Source organism: Devosia sp. LjRoot3, from assembly GCF_964252865.1.
GTDB lineage: Bacteria > Pseudomonadota > Alphaproteobacteria > Rhizobiales > Devosiaceae > Devosia.
The window spans coordinates 407,221-430,211 of sequence record NZ_CAXUPK020000003.1; the positions used below are offsets into that span (position 1 = coordinate 407,221).

The window sequence follows — 22,991 nt, forward strand, 5'->3', positions numbered from 1 at the left end:
TTTTTCTTACATCGCCGGCGCCATGGCACCGCCCGCGATGGGATTGGCTTCCATCTTTTCGTCCATGCCCAGCGACCGGATCGCCCCCATCACATCCATGCCCTCGTGCAGTCCATTGCAGGCAACAGTCGCCGCCGTCATCGCTTCCTCAAAGGTAATAGCCGCCGCCTGGGTCAGGCAAAGCTCAAGGTCAGCATCACTGATCATCGCCTGCGGCGCCATGGCATCCATGGCCGGAGCCATCGCATCCTCGGCGAAAACAGGCGCCGCTCCGGCAACCATCAGGGCGGCAAGCGTGATCGTCTTGAAAACGTGCATCGGAAAAATCTCCCATTGAGACCCGCCCCTCCGGCGCGTCCATGCCCAGCCATTCGCCCGCCCATCCCAATCCGTTACGCAATCACCGCGTCGTGATATCGGCTCAACTTTCTCTGCGCCGCCGTGTAACCATTGGCGCAGAGGGGACGAATGGGAACGTGATGCAGGCGGACGAAACCGAGAGGCGGCTGCGCGGGCTGATGCTCGCTTCGCTCGATGGCGACGCTACCGCCTATCGAATGCTTCTGGCCGACCTCACGCGCTATCTGCGTCCCTGGTTTGCCCGCCGCCTCAGTCCCGCCCATGCTTCGCACGCGGAGGACCTCGTGCAGGAAACCCTGCTGGCCGTGCATACGCGGCGCGAAACCTACGATCGCACCAGGCCCTTCACGGCCTGGCTGCATGCCGTCGCCCACCACAAATTCGTGGACCACGTCCGCCGCTACGCCATCCGCCCCACCGTCCCGCTCGAAGACGACGCGCCGATCTTTGCCACCGACGACAGCGCCAACGCAGCCGATCGCCATGACGTCGAAACCGTCCTCAGCCAGGTCCCGCCCCGTACCTCCGATCTCATCCGCCAGACCCGTCTCGAAGGCGCCACCGTTGCGGAAGCCGCCGCCCGTCACGGCATCACCGAAACCGCAGCAAAGGTCTCCATCCATCGTGGCTTGAAAGCCCTGATGGGCAAGTTTGCCGGAGGCGAGAAATGACCGACGACCTCATAAATCGCCTCGCCGCCGATCTGAAACCCACCCCGCCCCGCGCCATCGAACGCAGGCTGATCCTCGCGCTCGTCGTGGGCGTGCTCGTCACCATTGCCGGCGTCTATCTCGTCCTCGACCTCATGATGGGCCGGTCCTTCGGCGGCGCCGATAGCGCGGTGATGTTCTGGACAAAGTTCGGCTACACGCTCGCCTTCGGCCTCCTGGGCCTTGCAGCCGCGCCGGTCCTCGCCCGCCCCGACGGCCGCATCATCTGGCCCCTAGCCGGCGCGGGCCTCCTCGCGCTCCTCGCCCTCGGCAGCGGCACCATGATGTGGATGCGCGCCGATTGGTCCATGCCCATGCTGGTGGGCCAGACCGCCATGGTCTGCCCGTGGCTGATCACGCTCGCCGGCACGCCTGTGCTGATTGCTTTGCTCTCTGCGCTACGCACCACCGCGCCGCGCTCGCCGACCCTCGCCGGCTTTGCCGCCGGCCTCGTGGCGGGCGGCTTCGGCGCCTGGGCCTATGCCTTCTACTGTGGCGAAACCGGCATGATGTTCATGGCCGTCTGGTATTCGCTGGGGATCGCGATGACGGCCCTCCTCGGCGCCGTCATCGGAAAGTTCGTTCTGCGCTGGTAGGCCGGACTATTCGTCCCTGGCCGCCCAGTTCATGCCACGACGCATGATCGTCGCCATGTTGGAATTCTCGAATTCCTTGGCCTGATGCCCCAGCGTCATATGGAACACCTTGCCCTTGCCATGCCGGCGCTTCCAGACGACCGGCATCACCACGCCGTCGATCCAATAGGCGTGCTCACCCGTAAAAGTCGTCGTCGCCAGCACCTCGTTGGAGGGGTCGACATGCATGTAATACTGCTCGGACTTGTAGGGGAACGAGCCTGAAATCCCCGCCATGATCGGGTCCTCGGGCTTGGTCACATCGACCGTGTAGTCGATGATATTGCCCGGATGCGCCACCCACTGGCCGCCCACCATGAACTGATAGTCCACCGCCTCGCGGAAGGCATCGCTCATGCCGCCATGGTGCCCGGCCAGACCGACACCGCCTTCGACGGCCTTGGTAAGGTTCTCCGCCTCTTCCTTGGCGATCTTGCTCATCGTGAAGATCGGGATGATCAGCGACAGGTCGCGAATGGAGGGATCGGCAAAGGCGCTGGTCTCGGTCGCCGTGCGCACCGAATAGCCATCCTCGTGCAGCCAGCGACGATAGATCGTCGCGCATTCCTCGGGATCATGGCCTTCCCAGCCGCCATAGACGATCAAAGCACTGCGCATCAGGGCACCCCCTCAAATCAAACGGGGCGGAGAATACCTGACTCATCCGCTATTGAAACCCCAAATGGCATCGATTGCAGTGCCCATTCGTGCGCTGCCATCCGTTGGATAAATCTCGGAAATGAAACACTTTCCACTGTCACAATTAGCTGGTTAACTCTCCTTAATGCTTCAGTGGCGGCACGAAAAAATGTCGGGAGCGCCGGAAGTCGAAGCAGGGCCTTGCTGCAATCACGAAGGAACCACAGGGATGAAGAAGCTTTTGCTGGGCGCCACCGCGCTCACCCTCTGCGCCGGTTTTTCGACCGCCGCTCATGCCGAATTCACACTCAACATCCTGCACATCAACGACTTCCATTCGCGCTTCGATCCGATCACCGGTTCGGACTCCAATTGCGACGCCGAAACCGACGCAGCCGGCGAATGCTTTGGCGGTATCGCGCGCCTCAAAACCATCATTGACGACACCCGCGCCAAGTACGAAGCCGGCAACTCGCTGCTGCTCTCGGCCGGCGACAATTTCCAGGGCTCGCTCTACTACACCACCTACAAGTCCAAGGTCGTTTCCGACTTCTTCAACCAGATGGGCTTTGACGTGGTCGCCACCGGCAATCACGAATTCGACGATGGCCCGGAAGAATTCCTGAAATTCATCGAAGCGGCCGAATTCCCGATCATTGGCGGCAATTTCGACGTGACCCGCGATGAAGGCCTGCGCGGCAAGGTTCAGGGTTCCATCGTCGTCGAAGTCGGCGGCGAAAAGATCGGCATCATCGGCGCCACCACCGAAGATACCCCCGAGATCGCCTCGCCCGGCGACGTCGAATTCCACGACGTCATCCAATATGTCCGCGGCGCCTCCGAGGCGCTCGATGCCGCCGGCGTCAACAAGATCATTCTTCTCAGCCACATCGGCTACAACGAAGACCTCAACGTCGCCGCCTCCCTGCCACTGGTCGACGTCATCGTCGGCGGCCACAGCCATACCCTCCTGTCCAACACCGCCGAAGGCGCCGCCGGTCCCTATCCGACCATGGTCACCAACCCAGTCGGCGTTGAAGTCCCCGTGGTTCAGGCCAATCAATACGGCAAATATCTAGGCGATATCGCCATCACCTGGGATGACAATGGCACCGTCACCAAGGCCGTAGGCGAGCCCTACCTGATCGACGCCACTGTCATTGCCAACGAAGACTTCAAGGACCAGCTCGCCACGCTCCTCGGTCCCATCGAGGAAATGACCAGCCAGGTCATCGGCACCACCACCGACAAGCTCGAAGGCGCCCGCGAAGTCTGCCGTGTGCAGGAATGCTCCATGGGCAACCTCCTGGCCGACGCCATTCTCGACCGCGTTGCCGATCAGGGCGCCACCATCGCCTTCCAGAACGGCGGCGGCGTCCGCGCTTCCATCGACGCCGGTGAAATCACCGTCGGCGACGTGCTGACCGTCCTGCCCTTCTCCAACACCCTCGCTACCGTTCAGGTGAGCGGAGCTGACGTCATCGAAGCCCTCGAAAACGGCGTCAGCGATATCGAAAACGGCGCCGGCCGCTTCGCCCAGGTCGCAGGCCTCAAGTACACCTACACCCTCGCCAATCCCGCCGGCAGCCGCATCAGCGACGTGCTGGTCAAGGGCGAAGGCGACACTTGGGTGCCGATCGACGAAGAAGCCGACTACATCGTCGTCACCAACAACTACGTGCGTGGCGGCGGCGACGGCTACGAGACCTTCGCTTCGGGCGAAAACCCCTATGACTTCGGCCCGCCGCTCGAACAGGTCGTCGCCGAATACATCGCCAAGCTGGGCGGCGAATACACGCCCTACCTCGATGGCCGCATCACCGTGAAGTAAGGTTTTTCGCGATACCAAACACGAAGGGCGCCCATCGGGCGCCCTTTTGCGTTATCTCTTTTGACCGATGCGACATCCCACAAACGGAAAACACCATGTGCCGCAACATCAAGCCGCTTTTCAATTTCGAGCCGCCCGCCAGCAAGAACGAAATGCACGAGGCGGCCCTGCAATTCGTCCGCAAGATTTCCGGCTTCAACCGCCCCTCGCATGCCAACGAGGCAGCCTTTTATGACGCCGTGGAAGAGATCGAGAAATCAGTCCGCAAGCTGCTGACCGCCCTCGACACCAAGGCCCCGCCCAGGGATCGCGAAGTCGTCGCGGCCAAGGCCCGCGAACGAGCCCGCGAGCGCTACGGCACAGCCTGAGTTCGGGCGCTAAACCCGGCGCGCCAATTGGCCCCAGGCCAGCAGGATCACCACCGCGCCGACAATAGCGCCGATGAAATTCGCCCCATCGCCCGGCCCATACCAGCCGATCTGCTGCCCAAGCCAGGTCGCCACCACCGAGCCGACAATGCCCAGCACCGTCGTGAGGATGAACCCCTGCGGTTTGTTATCGCCGGGCGTGATCCACTTGGCGATCAGGCCGGCGAGAAAACCAATGATGATGGCCCAGACAATTCCCATTGCGACGCTCCCACGACAACAGCGCCATAAATTGGAATGCCCTCCCCTGCTTGCAAGAGCGAACCCGCAATCGGGGCATTGCGCCCCCTAGTTTTCCCGCTTATTCCGGCCGCGCCAGCACTTTCTGGGCAAAGCCGGGCGCCGCCACGAGGTTGGCAAGCCCGCGCAATTGCTCGGTCGTCCCTTCCCCCAATACCGCGTCTATCCGCTCGTTCAGCTCTTGCCAGAGCAGGTACATCTGCCGCGTCTGTTTGAGCCCTTGTTCGGTCAACACCGCCCGCTTCACGCGCCTGTCGTTCGTGTCCACCACGACTTCCACCAGCCCATCCCGCACCAGTGGCCGCAGTGCATGCGTCAGTGCCGAAATCTGGATCGAAAGCCGCTTCGCCAACGCCTGCAATGACGGCCCCGTTCCGCCCAATGCGCCGCCAAGCTCATCGATCCGCGCCACCAGCAGCGCCTGCCCCGAAGTCAGTCCCGACGCGGCCAGCGCATCGTCATAAAGCTGCGTCAGTTGCCGCGACGCCACCCGCAGCGCGGTATGCGTGCAGGTGAGCGGGTCATAGGCCTCAGTGCTTTCAACATCCGCAGGCGTGATTTTTGGCATTGTCATTCTCCACCCAACAAAATAGTTGAGCACATCACCATTGACAAGAACATGGCCCGATCCCAATTAGTTGAGCACTCAATTAAAGGAACTTCCCATGTCCAAAACCGCTCTCATCACCGGTGCCTCCTCTGGCATCGGCGCCGTCTACGCCCAGCGCCTCGCCGCCCGTGGCTATGATCTCGTCCTCGTTGCGCGCCGCGCCGAGCGTCTCGCAGACCTCGCGACCCAATTGCAGCAGGCTCACAAAGTTTCCGTCCGCACCATCGCTGCCGACCTCTCGGCCGACGCCGGCATGGCCAGCATCGAAACCGTGCTGCGCGACGAAGAGATCAATCTGCTGGTCAACAATGCAGGCATGGGCCCGATCTCCTCGACCGCTGACCTCAGCGACGAAGCCGCCGCGCAAACCCTCGCCCTCAACGTCACGGCCCTCATGCGCCTCACCCGCGCCGCCCTTCCGGCCATGCGCGCCCGCAAGTCCGGCGCCATCGTCAATGTCGGTTCCGTCATGGCCTTCCACGCCATGCCTGCCACCTCGCTTTACAGCGCCACCAAGGCTTTCGTGCTGACCTATAGCCGCGCCATCCAGCAGGAAGTGCAAGCCGACGGCATCCAGGTCCAAGCCGTCCTCCCTGCCGGCACCGTCACCGAATTCTACGAAGCCGCCGGCGTACCAATCGCCAATTTCGACCAGTCCGTCTTCATGACCGCCGAAAACCTCGTCGACGCCGCCCTCGCCGGTCTCGATCGCGGCGAAGAAGTCACCCTGCCCTCGGTCCACGACCTCGAGCTCTGGAACACCTACGACACCGCCCGCCAGAACCTCTTCGGCGGCACCCAGAACGGCAAGCCAGCCCCACGCTACAAAGCCGCCTGAAACAAAAAGGCCGCCCTGATTTCGGAGCGGCCCTTTTTATCACAACCCACGGATGTCACCCCGGCGAACGCCGGGGCCCATCCTGAAATGCCTCCACCTCCACAGTGTCATTCCCGCGAAAGCGGGAATCTCTGTTCCCGGCGGAACATCTCTCGCAGGAGCGAACCGCGCCCGGCTTACACCTTGTGTTCAGCCCGATCCCTATCCGTCACCGTCGCCAGATCCAGCACCTTCTGGATATTGGTCGCATGGCGGAAGCTCGGCTCAAGGTTCTTGCCTGCCCGCACCGCTTCAGCAAAACGCTGATAGTTCGTCGGCACCGGGTCGACCGCAACCTCGGTCCAGGTACCGGTCTCGATATCGTCGCCAAGGCACGTAAACAGCTTCGACCAGTCATGCCGATGCTGCACTTCCACCGAGCCCTTTTCGCCGTAAACGCGCAGGCGCAGTTCGTTGAAGTGGCCGGTCGCCCAGCGCGTTGCATGAACCACGCCGAGTGCGCCATTCTCAAGCTGCGCCGTCATGGCAAAGCTGTCATTGGCGTCGAGATCATATTCGCCGATCCGGTTGCCCTCAGCCTTGTCGAAGGTGTGCAGGCGGCAGAACACATCCGAGAAATCGCTACCGGCCCCGTAGGCGGCAAAGTCGAGAATGTGCACACCGATATCGCCCAGCACGCCGTTGGAACCGTGCTTCTTCGACAGGCGCCACAGCCACTGGCTTTCCGTGCGCCAGTCGCCCCAGGCCTTCGACACCAGCCAGCTCTGCAGGTAGCTCGCTTCAAAATGCTTGACGGCGCCGACCTGACCGGACTGCACGATCTCGCGGGCCTTCTGCAGCTGCGCGACATTGCGATAGGTCAGGTTGACCATGTTGACGAGACCCAGCCGTTCGGCCGTCTCGGTCATTTCCATGGCCTTTGCATGGTCCGTCGCCAGCGGCTTTTCGCAGAACACATGCTTGCCGGCGTTCAGTGCCGCCATGGTCGTCGGATGGTGGATGCTGTCCGGGGTGACATTGGCCACCGCGTCGAACTCGCCCCAGGCCAGGGCCGCGTCGAGCGAGCCAAAGCCCCTCTCGATACCATGGACCTTGTTGAACGCCTCGACCCGCGCCGGATCGACGTCCACGCCACCCACCAGTGTCACGCCGTCGATGGCAGCGAAATGCTTGGCATGCTGATTGGCCATGCCGCCGGTACCCAGAATGAGGATACGCATTCTTTTGATTCCTTGGCCGCCGCGGCAGCCGCTAAACAGTTTTCAACTCATCGGGGCCGCAAAGTAGCCCTCGATACCTACCCATCGTCATCGCCCGGCTTGTCCGGGCGATCCATTACCGCGCTCGCGGCCCCCTGGATTGCCCGGACAAGCCGGGCAATGACGAAAGAAGGGAAAGTGCGTCTTACTTCTTCACTTCGCCTGCGTGGTCGGCCGACGAAAGCTTGGCGCCGCGTTCTTCGATCTTTTCGATCGCTTCGCCAACCGGCGTATTCGGCGCCTTCATCAGGTGCGCATGGCGATCGCCGTTATAGGCCCAGTTGACCGCATTGCGCAGCACCTGGCCCACATTGGCGTCGTGATAGGTCGGGTAGGTTTCGTGGCCGGGACGGAAGTAGAAGATATTGCCCGCGCCGCGACGATAGGTCAGGCCCGAACGGAACACTTCGCCGCCCTGGAACCAGGAGACGAAGACGGTTTCGAGCGGCTCCGGCACGGAGAAGGGCTCGCCATACATTTCTTCGTATTCGAGCTCGAAATAGGCCGGCAGGCCCTTGGCGATCGGATGACCCGGATTGACGACCCAGAGGCGTTCCCGTTCGCCCGCTTCGCGCCAGTGGAGGTTCGCCGGCGAACCCATCAGGCCCTTGAACACCTTCGAGTGGTGGCCCGAATGCAGCACGATCAGGCCCATGCCCTGCCACACATGTTCCATGACGCGCTTGACGACGACATCGTCGACCTTGTCGTGAGCCGCATGGCCCCACCAGACCAGAACATCGGTCTCGGCCAGCACGGCATCGGTCAGCCCGTGTTCCGGTTCCTGCAGCGTCGTGGTCTTGGTCGAGATATTGCTATCCTGCGCGATGAGCGAGGCAATCTGGTTGTGCATCCCGTTGGGATAGTTTTCGGCAACCGTCTTGTTCTTCTGCTCGTGGACGTTCTCGCCCCAGACCAGGGTACGGATCGGCATTGGTAGTCTCCTAGTTTGACGAGCCGGATGTGGAGGCATCGGCCCTTTCTCATTTCTCTGCGTCATTCCCGCGAAAGCGGGAATCTCCTTTCATCGATCAAGGGAGATTCCCGCTTTCGCGGGAATGACGCAGCGATTGGTTTTGTGGCGGCCCTAGGGCCGCCACGGCATTTGTGATTGATTTAGCGGATCGGCTTGCCCGCGGCATCGAAACGATGAATGCGCTCTTCCTGCGGCGAAACCTTGAGCACTTGCCCGCTCTGATAGCTGACCGCACCGTCGAGGCGTACCACGACCGGTTCTTCCTGGCCCATATCGAGATAGACATAGGAATCCGCACCGAGATTTTCGGTATGGATCACCGTGCCTTCCCAAATGCCATCGGTCTTGATGTCCATGTGCTCGCCGCGAATACCCAGCGTCGCGCAACCGAACTTGTCGGCCTTGTCGCCGGCAATGAAGTTCATCTTGGGCGAGCCGATAAAGCCGGCAACGAAAATGCTGTCCGGACGCTCATAGAGTTCCATCGGCGTGCCGACCTGTTCGACAAGACCATCGCGCAGCACGCAGATGCGGTCGGCCAAGGTCATGGCTTCCACCTGGTCATGCGTCACATAGATCATGGTGACGTGGTCCATACTCTCGTGGAGCTTGGCGATCTCGATACGGGTCGCCACGCGCAGCGCCGCGTCGAGGTTCGACAGCGGTTCGTCGAAGAGGAACACCTTCGGATCGCGGGTAATAGCCCGGCCGATGGCAACGCGCTGGCGCTGACCGCCCGAAAGCTGCTTGGGCAGGCGGTCGAGATACTGACGGATCTGCAGCATGTCGGCGGCTTTTTCCACGCGCCGCTGGATCTCTTCCTTGCCCTTGCCCTTTTCGAGCGTCAGGCCGAAGGCCATGTTTTCGTAGACCGTCATATGCGGATAGAGCGCATAGGACTGGAACACCATGGCAATGCCGCGCTTGGAAGGCGCCAGCGCGTTGACCAGCTTGCCGTCAAACAGCATCTCGCCCGAGGTAATATCCTCAAGGCCCGAGATCAGGCGCAGCAGGGTGGATTTGCCACAGCCCGAGGGGCCGACAAACACCATGAACTCGCCCTTGCGGACTTCCAGATCGACGCCCTTGATCACGTCGACCATGCCAAAGGACTTGCGGACATTGCGAAGTTCGATCGCAGCCATTTCTAAAACTCCTTAGCCCTTCACGCCGCCGGCCGTCAGGCCCGACACGATTTTGCGCTGGAAGACGAGAACGAGGATCACCAGAGGCACGGTGACGATGACGGAGGCAGCCATGATGTTGCCCCAGGGGATTTCATATTGGGTGCTGCCCGAAAGCAGCGCGATGGCCACCGGCACGGTGCGCGTCTCGTTGCTGGAGGTGAAGGTGAGCGCGAAGAGGAACTCGTTCCACGCCCCGATGAAGGCGAGGATGCCCGTCGTCACCAGCGCCGGCCACATCAGCGGCATGAACACGCGGGTGATGATCACCCAGGGCGAAGCCCCGTCGACGATCGCCGCTTCTTCGATTTCCACCGGCAGGTCGCGCATGAAGGTCGTCAGAACCCACACGGTGAACGGCAGCGTGAAGATCGTATAGGAGAAGATCAGCGCCCATGGCGTGTTGTAGATGCCCAGGGCCCGGATCACCTCGAAGAGGCCGGCCAGCACCGCCATCTGCGGGAACATCGAAATCCCCAGAATGGTCAGCAGCAACAGCCCCCTGCCCCGGAACCGCACGCGGGCCAGCGCAAACGACGCGGTGATGGCAAGAAACAGCGCCAGGATCACCGTGACCGAGGACACGAAGATCGAATTGAGCAGGTTGCGCGGGAAGCTGCCCGAATTGAGCACGTTCCAATAATTGTCGAGGCTGAATGAGGTCGGCCAGTAGTTGACCTGGAACAGCGCCGTACCCGACTTAAAGCTGGTGAGGATCGCGTAGTAGAACGGGAACACGCTCACCAGGACGATGAAGCCTACGAGCAGGTAGAACAGCGTCCATTTGGTTGCTTTCCAGAGATCGAAAGTCGCACCCATTATCGGTCTCCCCCGTCAAACTTCACTTGGCCCAGCCAGATATAGAGGATGGTCAGGACGGCGATGATCAGGAACAGCAAGGTCGACATGGCCGAGCCATAGGCGAACTTGTCGAAGTCGAAGAGATTTTCGCGCGCCAGCACGCTCATCGTCTTCGTCGCCGCGCTATTGGGCGTCAGCACATAGATGAGGTCGAAGATGCGCAGCGCGTCGAGCAGGCGGAAAATGATCGCGACCATCAGCGCCGGACGAACCAGCGGCAGCGTGATCTTGAAGAACTGCTTGACCGGATGCACGCCGTCGATTTCGGCGGCTTCATAGATATCCTTGGGGATCATCTGCAGGCCGGCCAGAATGAGCAGCGCCATGAACGGCGTCGTCTTCCAGATATCGACGATCAACACGGCGGTCATCGCCGTTTCGGCGGTCGCAGTCCAGGCAACCTTCTGGCTCAGGAGGCCAAGACGCATGCCAAGATCATTGAGAATGCCGAACTGGTCATTGAGCATCCAACCCCACATACGGGCGGAAACGATGGTCGGGATGGCCCAAGGGATCAGGATGGCAGCGCGAACGATACCACGGCCCTTGAACTCGGCATTGAGCACCAGCGCCACCATCATCCCGAGCACGGCTTCGAAAAGCACCGAGACGAAGGCAAAGCGCACCGTGTTCCACACCGCGTTCCACCAGGCCGGATCGACCAGCAGTCCGCGCCAGCGCACCGAGCCACTTTCGAGCACGGTCCAGCGCAGGTAGTTACCGAAGCCGATCCACTGCGCCTCGTCCAAATTGCTCAGCGAGGCGTCGGTGAAGGAAAAATAGATCGATCGCAGCAGCGGCCAGCCGGCCACCACCGCGAGAGCAATCAGCATTGGGATGAGGAACAGGCGCGCGGCGCGAATGCGCTGCTGCATCAGTTCCGATTTCACTTTTGGCGCGGCCACCCTGGTGGAAGACGCCAGTGTTTCGGTTGTCATCGTTGCTCCTCCCAACGCCTATGGTCATCTATTGCGCAAGGCGGGCGGCGGGAAATCCCGGCCGTCCGCCTTGCTGCTGGGCCCTGGGAGGACTTACCAGGCGTCGCCCTTGAGTTCGGTCAGGTCGGCTTCGAGAACTTCAAGATTCTCGGCAGCAGTACCATTGCCCGAAAGCGTGGAGTGCACGGCGCTCCAGAACAGCGAGGAGACCTCGTTGTACTTGACCTGGGTCGGCGCGGACGGGCGCGGCACGGCGTTCTGGAAGATTTCCTTCCAGGCCGGGATGATCGGCTGGCCTGCAGCGATGTCGGCGTCGTCATAGAGCGCTTCGATCGTGGGCAGGTTGGACTGCATCAGGGCGCGTTCCTTCTGCACTTCGGACGAGCTCAGATAGAGCGCCAGTTCGATGGCGGCATCCGGATCGGGCGAGTACTTGGAAACGGCAACGTTCCAGCCGCCGAGAGTGGCAGCCGAGCGGGCTTCCGGACCGTCGCCGGCCGGGAGCGGAGCAACGTCGAACTTGCCGGCAATCGGCGAGTCCGCGCCATTGCCGAGCGAGTAGGCATAGGGCCAGTTGCGGTGGAACACGGCATTGCCGAGCTGCCACACGCCGCGGCTTTCTTCTTCCATATACGCCAGGTTGCCTTCCGGAGAGATGGTGCCGATCCAGCCGGCAGCCATGTCGATGGCCTTGGCAGCCTGCTCGTTATTGATCGAGATGGTGCCGTCAGCTTCAACGATCTGGCCGCCGCCGAAGGACTTGACCCATTCAAGCGCGTTGCAGGTCAGGCCTTCATAGGCATTGCCCTGGAACAGGAAGCCCCACATTTCGGCATTGCCGGCAGCGCGTTCCGCATCCATGATTTCCTTGGCGGTCGCTTCAAGCTCGGCCCAGGTAGCAGGAACGGTCTTGCCGTACTTTTCCAGCAGGTCCTTGCGGTAGTAGAGCGCCGGGGCGTCGGTGAAGGCCGGCAGGGCCACGAGCTTGTCGCCCACGGTCTGGGATTCGATGATCGAGGGGAAGTGGTCGCCCACGACATCCTTGGCGGCTTCCGAAAGATCGAGGAACTGGTCGGCGAGCTGCGGCGCCCAGATCACGTCGGTTTGGTAGACGTCGATGTCGGTATTGCCGGCAGCCAGCCACAGCTTGTACTGGCCGAACTGGTCGGTGGTCGAGGACGGCATCGGAACGATGGTCACCTTGTGACCCGTGTCGGCCTCGAACTTGTCGAGCTGGCCGCGCAGGAACTCAAGGCCCGTGCCGGTATCGCCGGAAACGATGGAGAGCTCGGCAGCCTGCGCCGCCCCAGCCACCAGCGTCACGCTCGTCAGCATCGCGACAAGCAACTTGTTCAGTGTCATTGGAAATCCTCCCGAAAGAAACCTTGCGCAGGGAGGCAAAACGGCGCTGCCCAACGCAGCACGCGTGAGCCCGCAATTCCCTCCCCTAAAGCACCCACCCCACCGTTCACGCCGGCAGATTTTCAAAGCGCTTTGGATGAAAAGGAACCAGAGCCGCAGAAAACTGTCAAGCACCGACCGCGGCCAATTTTCACCATTTTTGCACACACCTACAAAATCACATTTATTTTCAATATCTTACAAATTGCAGAACGCCACTTTTCGGCCAAATCGTTAAAATCGATCTGATGTACGCACCTCAGCCATTTTCAAACTTTGAAGCCCTCTTGCATCAAAAATTGAAATCGCTTTGAATGCACTTTGGAGGAGTTGGGCAAAGGCTCTGGTCAAAGAGCCCTGCCTGCCCTAATGGCGAGGCGAACACAGCGGCCGCAAGGCCAAGCCCCGGAAAACCGGGCGCCGAAACCATCTGGGCCAGAAGCCGCTATGAGATTGAAAGACCTTGCCGAGCATCTCGGCCTGTCGCAAACGACGGTGAGCCGCGCGCTCAATGGCTATCCCGAAGTCAAGGAAGCGACGCGTGCGCGTGTTTCCGAGGCTGCGGCACAGCTTGGCTATCGCCCCAATGCTAGCGCCCTGCGCCTCGCCACCGGCCGCGCCGGCGCCATTGGCCTTGTCCTGCGCGGCGCCGATGAACTCGGCCCCCACATGTCCGAATTCCTCTCGGGCCTTGGCGGCCGCATGGCAACGCAGGATATCGACATCGTTGTCGCGACCGTCGCCTCGCACCAGGAAGAGCTGGCCGCCTATCGCCGCCTTGCCGCCAGCCAGCGCGTCGATGCCATGATACTGCATTCGCCCACGCTCAAGGACGAGCGGGCCGAATTGCTGATGGAGTTGAAGGTCCCCTTCGTGCTGCATGGCCGCACCAATGTCGCCAAGCCTGTCGCCTGGCTCGACATCGACAATACCGGCGCCCTCGAACGCGCCACCAGCCACCTGCTCGATTTGGGCCACCGCCGCATTGCCCTGCTCAATGGCGTCAAGGGCCGCACCTTTGCCGAGCATCGGGAACTCGGCTACATGGCCGCCCTCTCGGCCCGCGGCGTCCCGTTCGATCCGGCATTGATGGGCAATTCAGTCTTCACCGACGAAGTCGCCTTCCGCATGGCCCAGTCCATGCTCGAGCTCCGCCCCCGCCCCACGGCCTTTCTGGCCGGCTCGATGATGACCGCCCTCGGCGTCTTCCGCGCCATCCGCCAGGCCGGCATGCAATTGGGCACCGACGTCTCCATGATCGCCCATGACGACGTCTTCCCCTATCTCAACGCCGACAACATGTACCCCACCATGTCGACGACCCGATCCTCCATCCGCCAGGCCGGCGAACGCATGGCCGAACTGCTGCTGCAACTGCTTGGCGGCAAGCCAGTCGCCGACATTCATGAGCTCTGGCCGGTGGAACTGGTACTGCGCGAAAGTTCTGGGCCGGCGCCGCTATTTTAGGGCGCCAAATGCCTAGCCGCTTGCCCTTGGCGCGAGCGCTCCGCCCGTCTCAATCGTCACCCTCGGGCTTGACCCGAGGGCTCTGCACTACCGACCATGACCAAGTGAAGCGTCCTCGGGCCAAGCCCGAGGATGACGTTCGGTGGCTGAATCAAAATCTCACGCCCCGAGCCTAAACCCCTTCATCCGCTCATAAAACGGCCGTGCCTCATCCGCAATCTGAGCCAGCCGATCCGGCAGCGGCCCAATCTCGTCAGGAGGCGAAAACCCGGTGCTATTGTAGACAGCATTGTACCAATGCGGCCCCCACACCCCATCTTCCGAATGCGGCCCTTTCGGCCAGCTCAGCATGGCCGGATCCCAATCCAGCCCCACCGCCGCACAAAGCGCGGGCAGCATCCCTTCCGGATTCCGCCTGATATCATCGCTATCCACGACCACCGGTGCCGTCCCAGTCCTTTGCGCCACCCGGTCGAACAGCATCGCCTGCCCTTCGAACCCGATATCGGCCAGCGTCACGCTCTCCCGCTTCTGCGCATAGGACGCCAACACCCGCTCCGGCGATCGCAGCAGGAACACATTGGTGACCTCATCCATCCAGTCGAGCGGAAAGCCCTCAACCATGTGATGGCTCATATGCTTCTGATACCAGACGGCCTTGCCCCCCGGTACCGGCCCCAGGATATGCCGCACCACCGCATCCGGGTCCTGCGGCTGCGAGGCCAGAACCTCCTCCTGCATGGGATGAACCAGCCCCGTCGCTTTGAGATAGGCCGCATAAAACGGCTCATCACTCACAAAACTATCTGCCCGCGAGGAAAAGCTGCGCATCATCGCTGTGGAAAGGTTCCGCGGCCCCGACCACATGGCAATCCTTCTTACTTCGCTCATGGCCGGAACGTCTCCGCCTCGATCAGCTCCCGATAAAGCCCGGCCAGCCGCGCCGTCATCTCGCCCGGAATGGGCCCCGGCCCCTTCAGCGGATGCCCCATCCGCCGCCCATCCACCTCACGCACCGACGTAAGTCCCGCAAACGTGCCGGTCACAAAGGCCTCATCCGCCCCATAAACATCCGTCAGCGAGAAATTCTTCTGCCGCACGGTGATCCCCGCAGCTTCCGCGACCCGGATGATATTCCCGCGCGTAATCCCCCCGAGGCAGTAATCCCCGGTGGAGGTCCAGACCTCGCCCCGTCGCACAATGAAGAAATGCGTCGAGTTACACGTCGCCACAAACCCCTGCGGGTCCAGCATCAGCGCCTCATCCGCCCCCGCCTTCGCCGCCTGAATACACGCCTGGATGCAATTGAGCTTCGAGTGCGAGTTGAGCTTCTGGTCCTGCATATCCGGCGCCGTACGACGGATCGTCGAGGTAAAGAGCGAAATCCCATCCGGCTTTGGCGACGGCGCCTTGTATTCAGGAATGATGACTATGGTCGCATCGCCAATCGTCACCCGCGGGTCCTGATACGGCGTCGCCTTGATCCCGCGCGTCACCATCAGCCTGATATGCACGCCATCCGTCATGCCATTGGCGGCGAGACAATCGAAAATCCGCTTCACCAACTCGTCCGGCGTCAACCCCACCGAAAAATCGAGCGTCTTGGCCCCTTCATAAAGCCGCTCAAGATGCGCCCAGAGAAACGGAATACCGCCCTTGTGCAGCCGCAGCCCCTCCCAAACGCCATCGCCCAAGACGAACCCGGAATCGAAAACGGACACCACCGCCTTGTCCCGCGGCATCAGCTGGTCGTTGACGGCAATAAGAATGGAAGCATTGCGCGGATCGTCCGCATAGGCATGAACGCCATAGGCCATGAGAGTAGGCTTTCTATTCGTTAGACGCGGCGGAAACATCTCCTCTCAGGCCGCCGGTGTCGAGTGCCGAGTTCGCATTTGCCGCCACCAGCTGTCACCCCGGCGAAGGCCGGGGCCCATCCCCCGCCATACGAAAGCCACCACCCGCACAGCGAGGAAATAGCAAGTCCGCCAAAATTTTTGACCATCTGGACGAAACTGTCACAATTGGGCAATCTCCCCTTGCGGCTGGGAGGACGCGAGCAGATGGGCAGATAGGCGCAATATACTGGTGTTGCGGCAAGTATCGCCCGCTTACGGGCGACGCCTCGCCGTCATACAACTGTCATTGCACTGTCATGCCGCCCCTCTACTCCCTCGCCCGTTCGCAGCGGCTCTCCCCGTGGGAAAGCCCGCGACTGCTCATTCAGGGAGACAAAGAATGACGTTCAAGTCTGCGCTGACCACCTCGGTTTCGCTTCTCACCGTGCTCAGCTTCGCGGCTCCGACTTTCGCCCAAACCGATCTGGCAGCGCTCTACGAAGCCGCCAAGACCGAAGGCCAGCTGACCGTGATCGCCCTGCCCCATTCCTGGTGCAACTATGGCGGCGTGATCGAAGGCTTTAAGGCCAAGTATCCTGGCATCACCGTCAATGAACTGAACCCCGACGCCGGTTCGGCCGACGAGCTCGAAGCCGTCCGCGCCAACAAGGGCAATACCGGCCCGCAGGCCCCCGACGTCCTCGACATCGGTCTCGCCTTTGGCCCGCAGGCCAAGGACGAAGGCCTGCTGCAGGCCTACAAGGTCTCAACCTGGGACGAAATCCCGGACGATGCCAAGGACGCTGATGGCTTCTGGTACGGCGACTACTACGGCGTGCTCGCTTTCGGCATCAACAAGGACATCATCACCGGCGACAATCCGGCTTCCTGGGCTGACCTGAACAAGGACGAGTTCGCCAACTCCGTCGCTCTGGCTGGTGATCCGCGTACCGCCAACAACGCCATCATGTCGGTCTTTGCCGCTGGTCTTTCGACTGGTGCCGCTCAGGACGCTGCTGCTCAGGCTGGCCTCGAATACTTCAAGGCCCTCAACGACAAGGGCAACTTCGTCCCCGTCGACGCTGAAGCTGCCGCCATTGCCCAGGGCACGACCCCGATCGCCATCAACTGGGACTACAACCTGCTCGCCGCCCGCGACAACCTCAACGGCAACCCGCCGATCGAAGTCGTCGTGCCGTCCGACGGCGTTGTTGCCGGCGTCTACGTCCAGGCCATCTCGGCCTTCGCACCCCACCCGAACTCTGCCAAGCTCTGGATGGAATACCTCTATTCCGACGAAGGTCAGCTCGGCTGGCTCGCTGGCTACTGCCACCCGATCCGCTTCAACGCCCTCGCCGAAGCCGGCAAGCTCCCGGCCGACCTGATGGCCAAGCTCCCGGCTGCCGAGAACTATGCCAAGGCCGTGTTCCCCTCGATCGAAGAGCAGAACGCCAACAAGGCCACCATCACCGGCGGCTGGGACTCCACCGTCGGCGCTTCGGTTCAGTAAAGCGCATCAGCCTTCGCCGTTCATCCGGCGGAGGCTTCCCATTCTCGGTGTCATTCCCGCGAAAGCGGGAACCTCTGTTACCAATCGAACGGAGGTCCCCGCTTTCGCGGGGATGACACGCTGATGGGCTGGACGTCACCGAGGCAAAGCCGGGTAACATGACCGACATTTCAGCCAAACCACCCCGCCGCGTCCCCTGGGACTCCCTCGCGGTTCTCCCCTTCGTCATCTTCGCGGTGATGTTCCTCTTCCTGCCCACGCTCTCGCTGATGGGCGCCGCATTCACCGACCGTGCCGGCAATTTCACCCTCGATAATATCGCCGGCCTTTTCACCGACCAGATCATGGCCGCCTACTGGATTTCGATCCGGATTTCTGGCGCCTCCGCCATTCTCGGCGCGCTGATCGGCCTCGCCATCACCCTCGCCATCATCCGCGGAAAGCTGCCCCAGGGCCTGCGCTCTGCCGTCATGACCTTTTCCGGTGTCGCCTCCAATTTCGCCGGCGTCCCCCTGGCCTTCGCCTTCATCGCCACCCTCGGCCGCCTAGGCCTTGTCACCATCGTCATCCGCACGCTGTTCGACTTCGACATCTATCGCCAGGGCGGCTTCAACCTCTTCTCCTTCTGGGGCCTGACCCTCACCTATCTCTACTTCCAGATCCCCCTGATGGTCCTGACCATCGCCCCCGCCGTCGACGGCCTCAAGAAAGAATGGAACGAAGCCGCCCAGACCCTTGGCGCCAATACCTGGCAGTTCTGGCGCTATATCGGTTTCCCCATCCTCTGGCCGTCCGTCCTCGGCACCCTGTCGCTCCTCTTCGCCAACGCCTTCGGCGCCATCGCGACCGCCTGGGCGCTGACCGGCTCGAACCTCAACATCGTCACCGTGCTGCTCTACAACCAGATCCGCGGCGATGCCCTCCAAAACCCCGGCCTCGGCGCCGCTCTGGCCCTGGGCATGATCGTCATCACCTCGCTCGCCAATGTCATCTATCTCGTTGTCGCCGCCCGCGCCGAAAGGTGGATGAAATGAAGTCCGACAAGTTCTGGGCCTGGCTGGTCTTCATCCTCGGCGGCGCCTACTTCATCGTCCCGCTCGCTGCCACCTTCGAATTCTCCCTGCGCATGCGCCGCGGCGAATACTCCTTCGACGCCTATGCCTCAGTCTTCGCCGACCCCTATTTCGCCTCGAGCTTCACTTACTCAGTCGTCGTCGGCCTCTTCACCATCATCGTCGGCATCCTCGTCGTCGTCCCCGCGGTCTATTTCGTCCGCCTGCGCATGCCCTGGCTGCGCCCCTTCATGGAATTCGTCACCCTCCTGCCGCTAGTCATCCCCGCGCTGGTGCTCGTTTACGGCTACATCCGCCTCTACGGCTCCTCCTCGCTGATCCCCTTCACCGGCTCCGTCCTCGGCACCGACATCCTCCTCACCTGCGCCTATGTCACCCTGGCCCTGCCCTACATGTATCGGGCGGTCGACAACGGCATGCGCACCATCGACATCGGCACTCTGACCGAAGCCGCCCAGATCGCCGGCGCCAATCAGCTCCAGATCATCGGCCAGATCATCCTGCCGAACATTCTCGTCGCCATCCTCTCCGGCGCCTTCCTCACCTTCGCCATCGTCATCGGCGAGTTCACCATTGCGAGCCTGCTCAACCGGCCGGCCTTCGGCCCCTATCTCGTCGGCATCGGCACCAACCGCGCCTATGAGCCCGCCGCACTCGCCATCATCTCCTTCATCATCACTTGGGGCGCCATGGGCATGATCAACGTGCTCGGCCGCTTCGCCCCCCGCACTTCCGCCAGGACCGACTGACCATGGCCGCCTTCCTCGAAGTCCAGAACCTCGTCAAATCCTTCGGCACCAATACGGTCGTGAAGGGCGTCAACTTCGCCTTCGAAAAAGGCGAGTTCATCTCGCTCCTCGGCCCCTCCGGCTGCGGCAAGACCACGATCCTCCGGATGATCGCCGGCTTCGAACGCCCCACCTCCGGCTCCATCCGCGTCGATGGCGAAGAAATCACGCATCTGAAGCCCAACCAGCGCAAGCTCGGCATGGTCTTCCAGGCCTACGCCCTCTTCCCCAATCTCACCGTCGGCGACAACATCGCCTTTGGCCTGAAAATCGCCGGCATGCCCGCCGACCAGCGCCGCGCCCGCGTCGAGGAAATGCTCAAACTCATCGGCCTCCCCGGCTTCGAAAAGCGCTTCCCCTATGAAATGTCCGGCGGCCAGCAGCAGCGCGTCGCCCTCGCCCGCGCCATCGCCCCAAAACCGCGACTCCTCCTCCTCGACGAACCGCTCTCTGCGCTCGACGCAAAGATCCGCGTCTCTCTCCGCGAAGAAATCCGCGCCATCCAGCAGGACCTAGGCATCACCACCGTCTTCGTCACCCACGATCAGGAAGAGGCCATGTCCATCTCCGATCGCATCGTGGTCATGAACGCAGGCAATCTCGACCAGACCGGCTCGCCCCACGAAATCTACAACCGCCCCTCGACCCGCTTCGTCGCCACCTTCGTCGGCCAGCTCAACACGCTCCCCGAAGCCAGTTTCGGCCCCAACCGCGCCATCCGCCCCGAGCTGATTTCCCTCACCCCGCGCCCCGAAACCGACACGACCCTGACCGGCACCATCTCCGACGTCGGCTTCCTCGGCTCCGTCGTCCGCCTCCGCGTCGACGTCGCCGGCACCCCCATCAGCATCGACACTTTTAATAGCCACGCCCTCACCCCACCCCAGCGCGGCGACACGGTTACGCTGCACCTGGCCGCCAAGGACGTGCTGACGCTGGGGGCGTAAGTCGACACACGCGCGGCCAAAGCGCTTACTTGCCCGCCCACCCACCGAACGTCATCCTCGGGCTTGACCCGAGGATGACGTTCGGTGGGCAAACGTGGCTCACACTGACCACGGCCACCTCCCCCTAAATACCCTTTGACCACCCACCCCGCCCCGGCCCATTCTCCCGCCAACACAACCGGGAATCGCGCCATGGACACCACCTTCGTCACCACCGAATGGCTCGCCGCTCATCTCAGCGATCCCGGCCTAATCGTCGTTGACGCCAGCTGGCACATGCCCAACGCCGCGCGCAACGCTCAGGCCGAATACCTCGCCGGCCACATCCCGGGCGCCGTTTTCTTCGACATAGACGGCATCGCCGATACCACCACCAACCTGCCCCACATGCTGCCCTCGCCGGCCGACTTCGCCCACATGGTCGGCGCCCTCGGCATCGGCAGCGATATGACCATCGTCATCTATGACGAGCTCGGCCTTTTCAGCGCCCCCCGCGTCTGGTGGACCTTCAAGACCTTCGGCGCCGAAAAAGTGCACATCCTTTCCGGCGGCGGCCCAAAATGGCGCGCCGAACGCCACCCGCTCGAAGCCGGCCTCGTCGCCAAGCGCGCCGCCCACTTCGACGTCAAATTCCACCCCGATCGCGTCGCCGATTTCGACTTCGTCCGCGCCCGCAGCCAGGACGAAGGCGCTCAAATCCTCGACGCGCGCCCGGCCCCGCGCTTCCACGCCGAAGTCCCCGAGCCCCGCCCGGGCGTACGTGCCGGTCACATCCCCAATAGCCGCAATATCCCGGTAAGCCTCCTCTCCGAAAACGGCGTCCTCAAATCCCCCGAGGCCCTCAAAGCCATCTTCGCCGAACGCGGCGTGGACCTCGGCAGGCCCATCATCACCTCCTGCGGCTCCGGCGTCACCGCCTCCACCCTGGCCCTCGCCCTCGACCAGGTCGGCGCCAAGACCGTCGCCGTCTATGACGGCTCCTGGTCCGAATGGGGCGCAAGGCCGGACGCGGAAGTCGAGAGCTAAAAGCGCCGCTTCAGCGCAACGTTTGCCGGCCTTTCCGATCGCACCACGTCATTCCCGCGAAAGCGGGAATCTTCGTTTCCATGCCGGGCATAACTGCCCCCTCACTTTCCCGAAATCTTACCGGATTTTAATGTAGCCAAACCGCGCAAGCTGTTACGCTGCCTTCGATTTTGCGCGCCCCGCATTTGAGGTTTTCTTTTGATCCGGCAGCTTCTTGCCTCCTTCGCGGTTCTCGCCGCGGCCGCCTTTGCCTGGCTCTATTTTGCGCCCGGCGCGCCCCAGATTTTGACCAATGCCGGCATCGTCCTGCCCTTCGGCCCGCAGGCGCAAGCCGCTCCCGCCCCCCAGGCCGGCGGACCCGGCCAGCGCCCCGGCGGTCCACAAGCCTCCGGCGGACCCGGCGGTAGTGGCGGACCGGGTGGTCCCGGCAGTCGGCCCGGCGCCCGCGCCACCAATGTGATCACCACTGGCGTCTCCCTCGTCCGTATCAACGACACGCTCGCCGCCATCGGCGAGGGCACACCCGTCCGTTCCGTCACCGTTGCCGCCACCTCCGGCGGCGAGTTGACCGAAGTGCTGGTGCGCCCCGGCCAGACCGTCGAGGCGGGCACCGTCATCGCGCGCTTCGACGCCGCCGCCGAGCAGATCGAATTCGACCGCGCCCAGCTCGCCCTGGAAGACGCCCGCGCCACCCTGACCCGTACCGAGGGCCTCGCCAGCAACAACGTCGTCGCTGGCACCGCCCTCACGGCCGCCCAACTCAGCGCCGCCAATGCCGAACTGGCCATGCGCAACGCCGAAATGGCCCTGACCCGCCGCACCATCGAAAGCCCAATCGGCGGACGTGTTGGCCTCATCCGCGTCACCCCTGGCAATTACGTGCCGGCCCAGACCACCGTCACCTCCATTGACGACACCTCCTCCATCCTCATCGATTTCTGGGTGCCCGAACGCTACGCCGCCCAGATCGAGCCCGGCATGGCGGTATCAGTGAACGCCGTCGCCCTCCCCGGCCAGACCTTTGGCGGCGATATTTCCGCCATCGATACCCGCATCGATCCGGCCAGCCGCACCCTACAGGTCCAGGCCGAAATCCCCAATCCCGAGGGCGTGCTGCGCGCCGGCATGAGTTTCACCGTCTCCCTCGCCTTCCCCGGCGAGGAATATCCGGCGGTCAATCCGCTCGCCATCCTCTGGTCGGCCCAGGGCTCCTATGTCTGGAAATATCTCGACGGCAAGGCCACCCGCGTCATGGCCGAAATCATCCAGCGCAATAGCGATGGCGTCCTGGTCCGCGGCGACCTGAAACCCGGCGACGCCATCATCACCGAGGGCATCCTGCAATTGAGCGAAGGCGCCACCGTCACCCTGCTCGAAGGCCCCGACGGCACCGGCACCACCCCACCGCAACCGTCAGTCGCGACCAACTAGG

General features: G+C 62.5%; 24 protein-coding genes. 12 read left to right on the top strand and 12 right to left on the bottom strand.

Annotated elements, in window-relative coordinates; genetic code table 11:
- Positions 1 to 6: 6 nt before the first annotated feature.
- Positions 7 to 318, bottom strand: coding sequence for a hypothetical protein (locus tag ACSQ2A_RS13025; RefSeq protein WP_436072581.1), 312 nt, complete (start codon positions 316 to 318; stop codon positions 7 to 9).
- 161 nt (positions 319 to 479) lie between these two features.
- Between ACSQ2A_RS13025 and ACSQ2A_RS13030 the strand changes: the two genes are divergently transcribed.
- Both ACSQ2A_RS13030 and ACSQ2A_RS13035 read left to right on the top strand, forming a co-directional pair.
- Positions 480 to 1,031 carry a sigma-70 family RNA polymerase sigma factor gene (locus tag ACSQ2A_RS13030; RefSeq protein ID WP_436072582.1) on the top strand — a complete coding sequence of 184 codons (552 nt, stop codon included), beginning with the start codon at positions 480 to 482 and terminating at the stop codon, positions 1,029 to 1,031.
- On the top strand, positions 1,028 to 1,666 hold the full coding sequence (locus ACSQ2A_RS13035) for an NrsF family protein (protein WP_436072583.1): 639 nt from the start codon (positions 1,028 to 1,030) through the stop codon (positions 1,664 to 1,666). Before ACSQ2A_RS13030 ends, ACSQ2A_RS13035 begins: the two co-directional genes overlap by 4 nt.
- Positions 1,667 to 1,672: 6 nt before the next feature.
- Here ACSQ2A_RS13035 and ACSQ2A_RS13040 read toward each other — a convergent pair whose 3' ends face one another.
- Complete coding sequence (locus ACSQ2A_RS13040) at positions 1,673 to 2,323, bottom strand: ThuA domain-containing protein (RefSeq protein WP_436072584.1); 651 nt, start codon at positions 2,321 to 2,323, stop codon at positions 1,673 to 1,675.
- 250 nt (positions 2,324 to 2,573) lie between these two features.
- Between ACSQ2A_RS13040 and ACSQ2A_RS13045 the strand changes: the two genes are divergently transcribed.
- Together ACSQ2A_RS13045 and ACSQ2A_RS13050 are read left to right on the top strand one after the other, a co-directional pair.
- Positions 2,574 to 4,175: a bifunctional metallophosphatase/5'-nucleotidase gene (locus tag ACSQ2A_RS13045; protein WP_436072585.1), complete on the top strand. Its 1,602-nt coding sequence runs from the start codon at positions 2,574 to 2,576 to the stop codon at positions 4,173 to 4,175.
- 95 nt (positions 4,176 to 4,270) lie between these two features.
- Positions 4,271 to 4,543: a DUF2277 domain-containing protein gene (locus ACSQ2A_RS13050; RefSeq protein WP_436072586.1), complete on the top strand. Its 273-nt coding sequence runs from the start codon at positions 4,271 to 4,273 to the stop codon at positions 4,541 to 4,543.
- Between the two features lie 9 nt (positions 4,544 to 4,552).
- On the opposite strand, the gene ACSQ2A_RS13055 is transcribed toward ACSQ2A_RS13050, so the two are convergent.
- The gene (locus ACSQ2A_RS13055) at positions 4,553 to 4,804 is read right to left on the bottom strand and encodes a GlsB/YeaQ/YmgE family stress response membrane protein (protein WP_295409552.1); all 252 of its coding nucleotides are present in this window, start codon (positions 4,802 to 4,804) and stop codon (positions 4,553 to 4,555) included.
- 100 nt (positions 4,805 to 4,904) lie between these two features.
- Positions 4,905 to 5,411 carry a MarR family winged helix-turn-helix transcriptional regulator gene (locus tag ACSQ2A_RS13060; protein WP_436072587.1) on the bottom strand — a complete coding sequence of 169 codons (507 nt, stop codon included), beginning with the start codon at positions 5,409 to 5,411 and terminating at the stop codon, positions 4,905 to 4,907.
- Between the two features lie 97 nt (positions 5,412 to 5,508).
- On the opposite strand from ACSQ2A_RS13060, the gene ACSQ2A_RS13065 reads away from it, so the two are divergent.
- Positions 5,509 to 6,291, top strand: a complete 783-nt coding sequence (locus tag ACSQ2A_RS13065; RefSeq protein WP_436072588.1) for an SDR family NAD(P)-dependent oxidoreductase — start codon at positions 5,509 to 5,511, stop codon at positions 6,289 to 6,291.
- A 176-nt stretch (positions 6,292 to 6,467) separates the two neighbouring features.
- Here the strand turns inward: ACSQ2A_RS13065 and ACSQ2A_RS13070 are convergent, their stop codons facing one another.
- From ACSQ2A_RS13070 to ACSQ2A_RS13095, 6 genes are all read right to left on the bottom strand, one after another.
- Positions 6,468 to 7,511: a Gfo/Idh/MocA family protein gene (locus ACSQ2A_RS13070; protein ID WP_295409563.1), complete on the bottom strand. Its 1,044-nt coding sequence runs from the start codon at positions 7,509 to 7,511 to the stop codon at positions 6,468 to 6,470.
- Positions 7,512 to 7,695: 184 nt separating this feature from the next.
- A complete protein-coding gene (locus ACSQ2A_RS13075; protein WP_436072589.1) occupies positions 7,696 to 8,484 on the bottom strand; it encodes a ThuA domain-containing protein in 789 nt (262 codons plus the stop codon).
- 182 nt (positions 8,485 to 8,666) lie between these two features.
- A complete protein-coding gene (locus ACSQ2A_RS13080) occupies positions 8,667 to 9,671 on the bottom strand; it encodes an ABC transporter ATP-binding protein (RefSeq protein WP_436072590.1) in 1,005 nt (334 codons plus the stop codon).
- Positions 9,672 to 9,683: 12 nt separating this feature from the next.
- Entirely contained in the window at positions 9,684 to 10,529 is an 846-nt protein-coding gene (locus ACSQ2A_RS13085) for a carbohydrate ABC transporter permease (RefSeq protein ID WP_295409573.1), read from the bottom strand.
- Positions 10,529 to 11,509: a carbohydrate ABC transporter permease gene (locus ACSQ2A_RS13090; RefSeq protein ID WP_295409576.1), complete on the bottom strand. Its 981-nt coding sequence runs from the start codon at positions 11,507 to 11,509 to the stop codon at positions 10,529 to 10,531. The genes ACSQ2A_RS13085 and ACSQ2A_RS13090 overlap by 1 nt, the downstream gene beginning before the upstream one ends.
- Before the next feature lie 93 nt (positions 11,510 to 11,602).
- Entirely contained in the window at positions 11,603 to 12,871 is a 1,269-nt protein-coding gene (locus ACSQ2A_RS13095; protein ID WP_436072591.1) for an ABC transporter substrate-binding protein, read from the bottom strand.
- Positions 12,872 to 13,357: 486 nt separating this feature from the next.
- Between ACSQ2A_RS13095 and ACSQ2A_RS13100 the strand changes: the two genes are divergently transcribed.
- Positions 13,358 to 14,377 carry a LacI family DNA-binding transcriptional regulator gene (locus tag ACSQ2A_RS13100; RefSeq protein WP_295409583.1) on the top strand — a complete coding sequence of 340 codons (1,020 nt, stop codon included), beginning with the start codon at positions 13,358 to 13,360 and terminating at the stop codon, positions 14,375 to 14,377.
- 159 nt (positions 14,378 to 14,536) lie between these two features.
- On the opposite strand, the gene ACSQ2A_RS13105 is transcribed toward ACSQ2A_RS13100, so the two are convergent.
- Positions 14,537 to 15,268 (bottom strand): hypothetical protein, encoded by a 732-nt coding sequence (locus tag ACSQ2A_RS13105; protein ID WP_436072592.1) that lies wholly within the window; start codon positions 15,266 to 15,268, stop codon positions 14,537 to 14,539.
- A complete protein-coding gene (locus ACSQ2A_RS13110) occupies positions 15,265 to 16,194 on the bottom strand; it encodes an aminotransferase class IV (RefSeq protein WP_291406525.1) in 930 nt (309 codons plus the stop codon). The genes ACSQ2A_RS13105 and ACSQ2A_RS13110 overlap by 4 nt, the downstream gene beginning before the upstream one ends.
- Before the next feature lie 421 nt (positions 16,195 to 16,615).
- Here ACSQ2A_RS13110 and ACSQ2A_RS13115 point away from each other — a divergent pair, with 421 nt between their 5' ends.
- The 6 genes from ACSQ2A_RS13115 to ACSQ2A_RS13140 all read left to right on the top strand — a co-directional run bounded on the left by ACSQ2A_RS13115 (position 16,616) and on the right by ACSQ2A_RS13140 (position 22,990).
- Positions 16,616 to 17,725, top strand: a complete 1,110-nt coding sequence (locus tag ACSQ2A_RS13115) for an ABC transporter substrate-binding protein (RefSeq protein WP_436072593.1) — start codon at positions 16,616 to 16,618, stop codon at positions 17,723 to 17,725.
- Positions 17,726 to 17,883: 158 nt separating this feature from the next.
- A complete protein-coding gene (locus tag ACSQ2A_RS13120) occupies positions 17,884 to 18,759 on the top strand; it encodes an ABC transporter permease (protein WP_436072594.1) in 876 nt (291 codons plus the stop codon).
- Complete coding sequence (locus ACSQ2A_RS13125; protein ID WP_436072595.1) at positions 18,756 to 19,547, top strand: ABC transporter permease; 792 nt, start codon at positions 18,756 to 18,758, stop codon at positions 19,545 to 19,547. The genes ACSQ2A_RS13120 and ACSQ2A_RS13125 overlap by 4 nt, the downstream gene beginning before the upstream one ends.
- A gap of 2 nt (positions 19,548 to 19,549) precedes the next feature.
- Positions 19,550 to 20,533 carry an ABC transporter ATP-binding protein gene (locus ACSQ2A_RS13130; RefSeq protein WP_295409605.1) on the top strand — a complete coding sequence of 328 codons (984 nt, stop codon included), beginning with the start codon at positions 19,550 to 19,552 and terminating at the stop codon, positions 20,531 to 20,533.
- 192 nt (positions 20,534 to 20,725) lie between these two features.
- The gene (gene sseA / locus ACSQ2A_RS13135; RefSeq protein WP_436072596.1) at positions 20,726 to 21,559 is read left to right on the top strand and encodes a 3-mercaptopyruvate sulfurtransferase; all 834 of its coding nucleotides are present in this window, start codon (positions 20,726 to 20,728) and stop codon (positions 21,557 to 21,559) included.
- Positions 21,560 to 21,757: 198 nt separating this feature from the next.
- On the top strand, positions 21,758 to 22,990 hold the full coding sequence (locus ACSQ2A_RS13140; protein WP_436072597.1) for an efflux RND transporter periplasmic adaptor subunit: 1,233 nt from the start codon (positions 21,758 to 21,760) through the stop codon (positions 22,988 to 22,990).
- Position 22,991 lies beyond the last annotated feature (1 nt).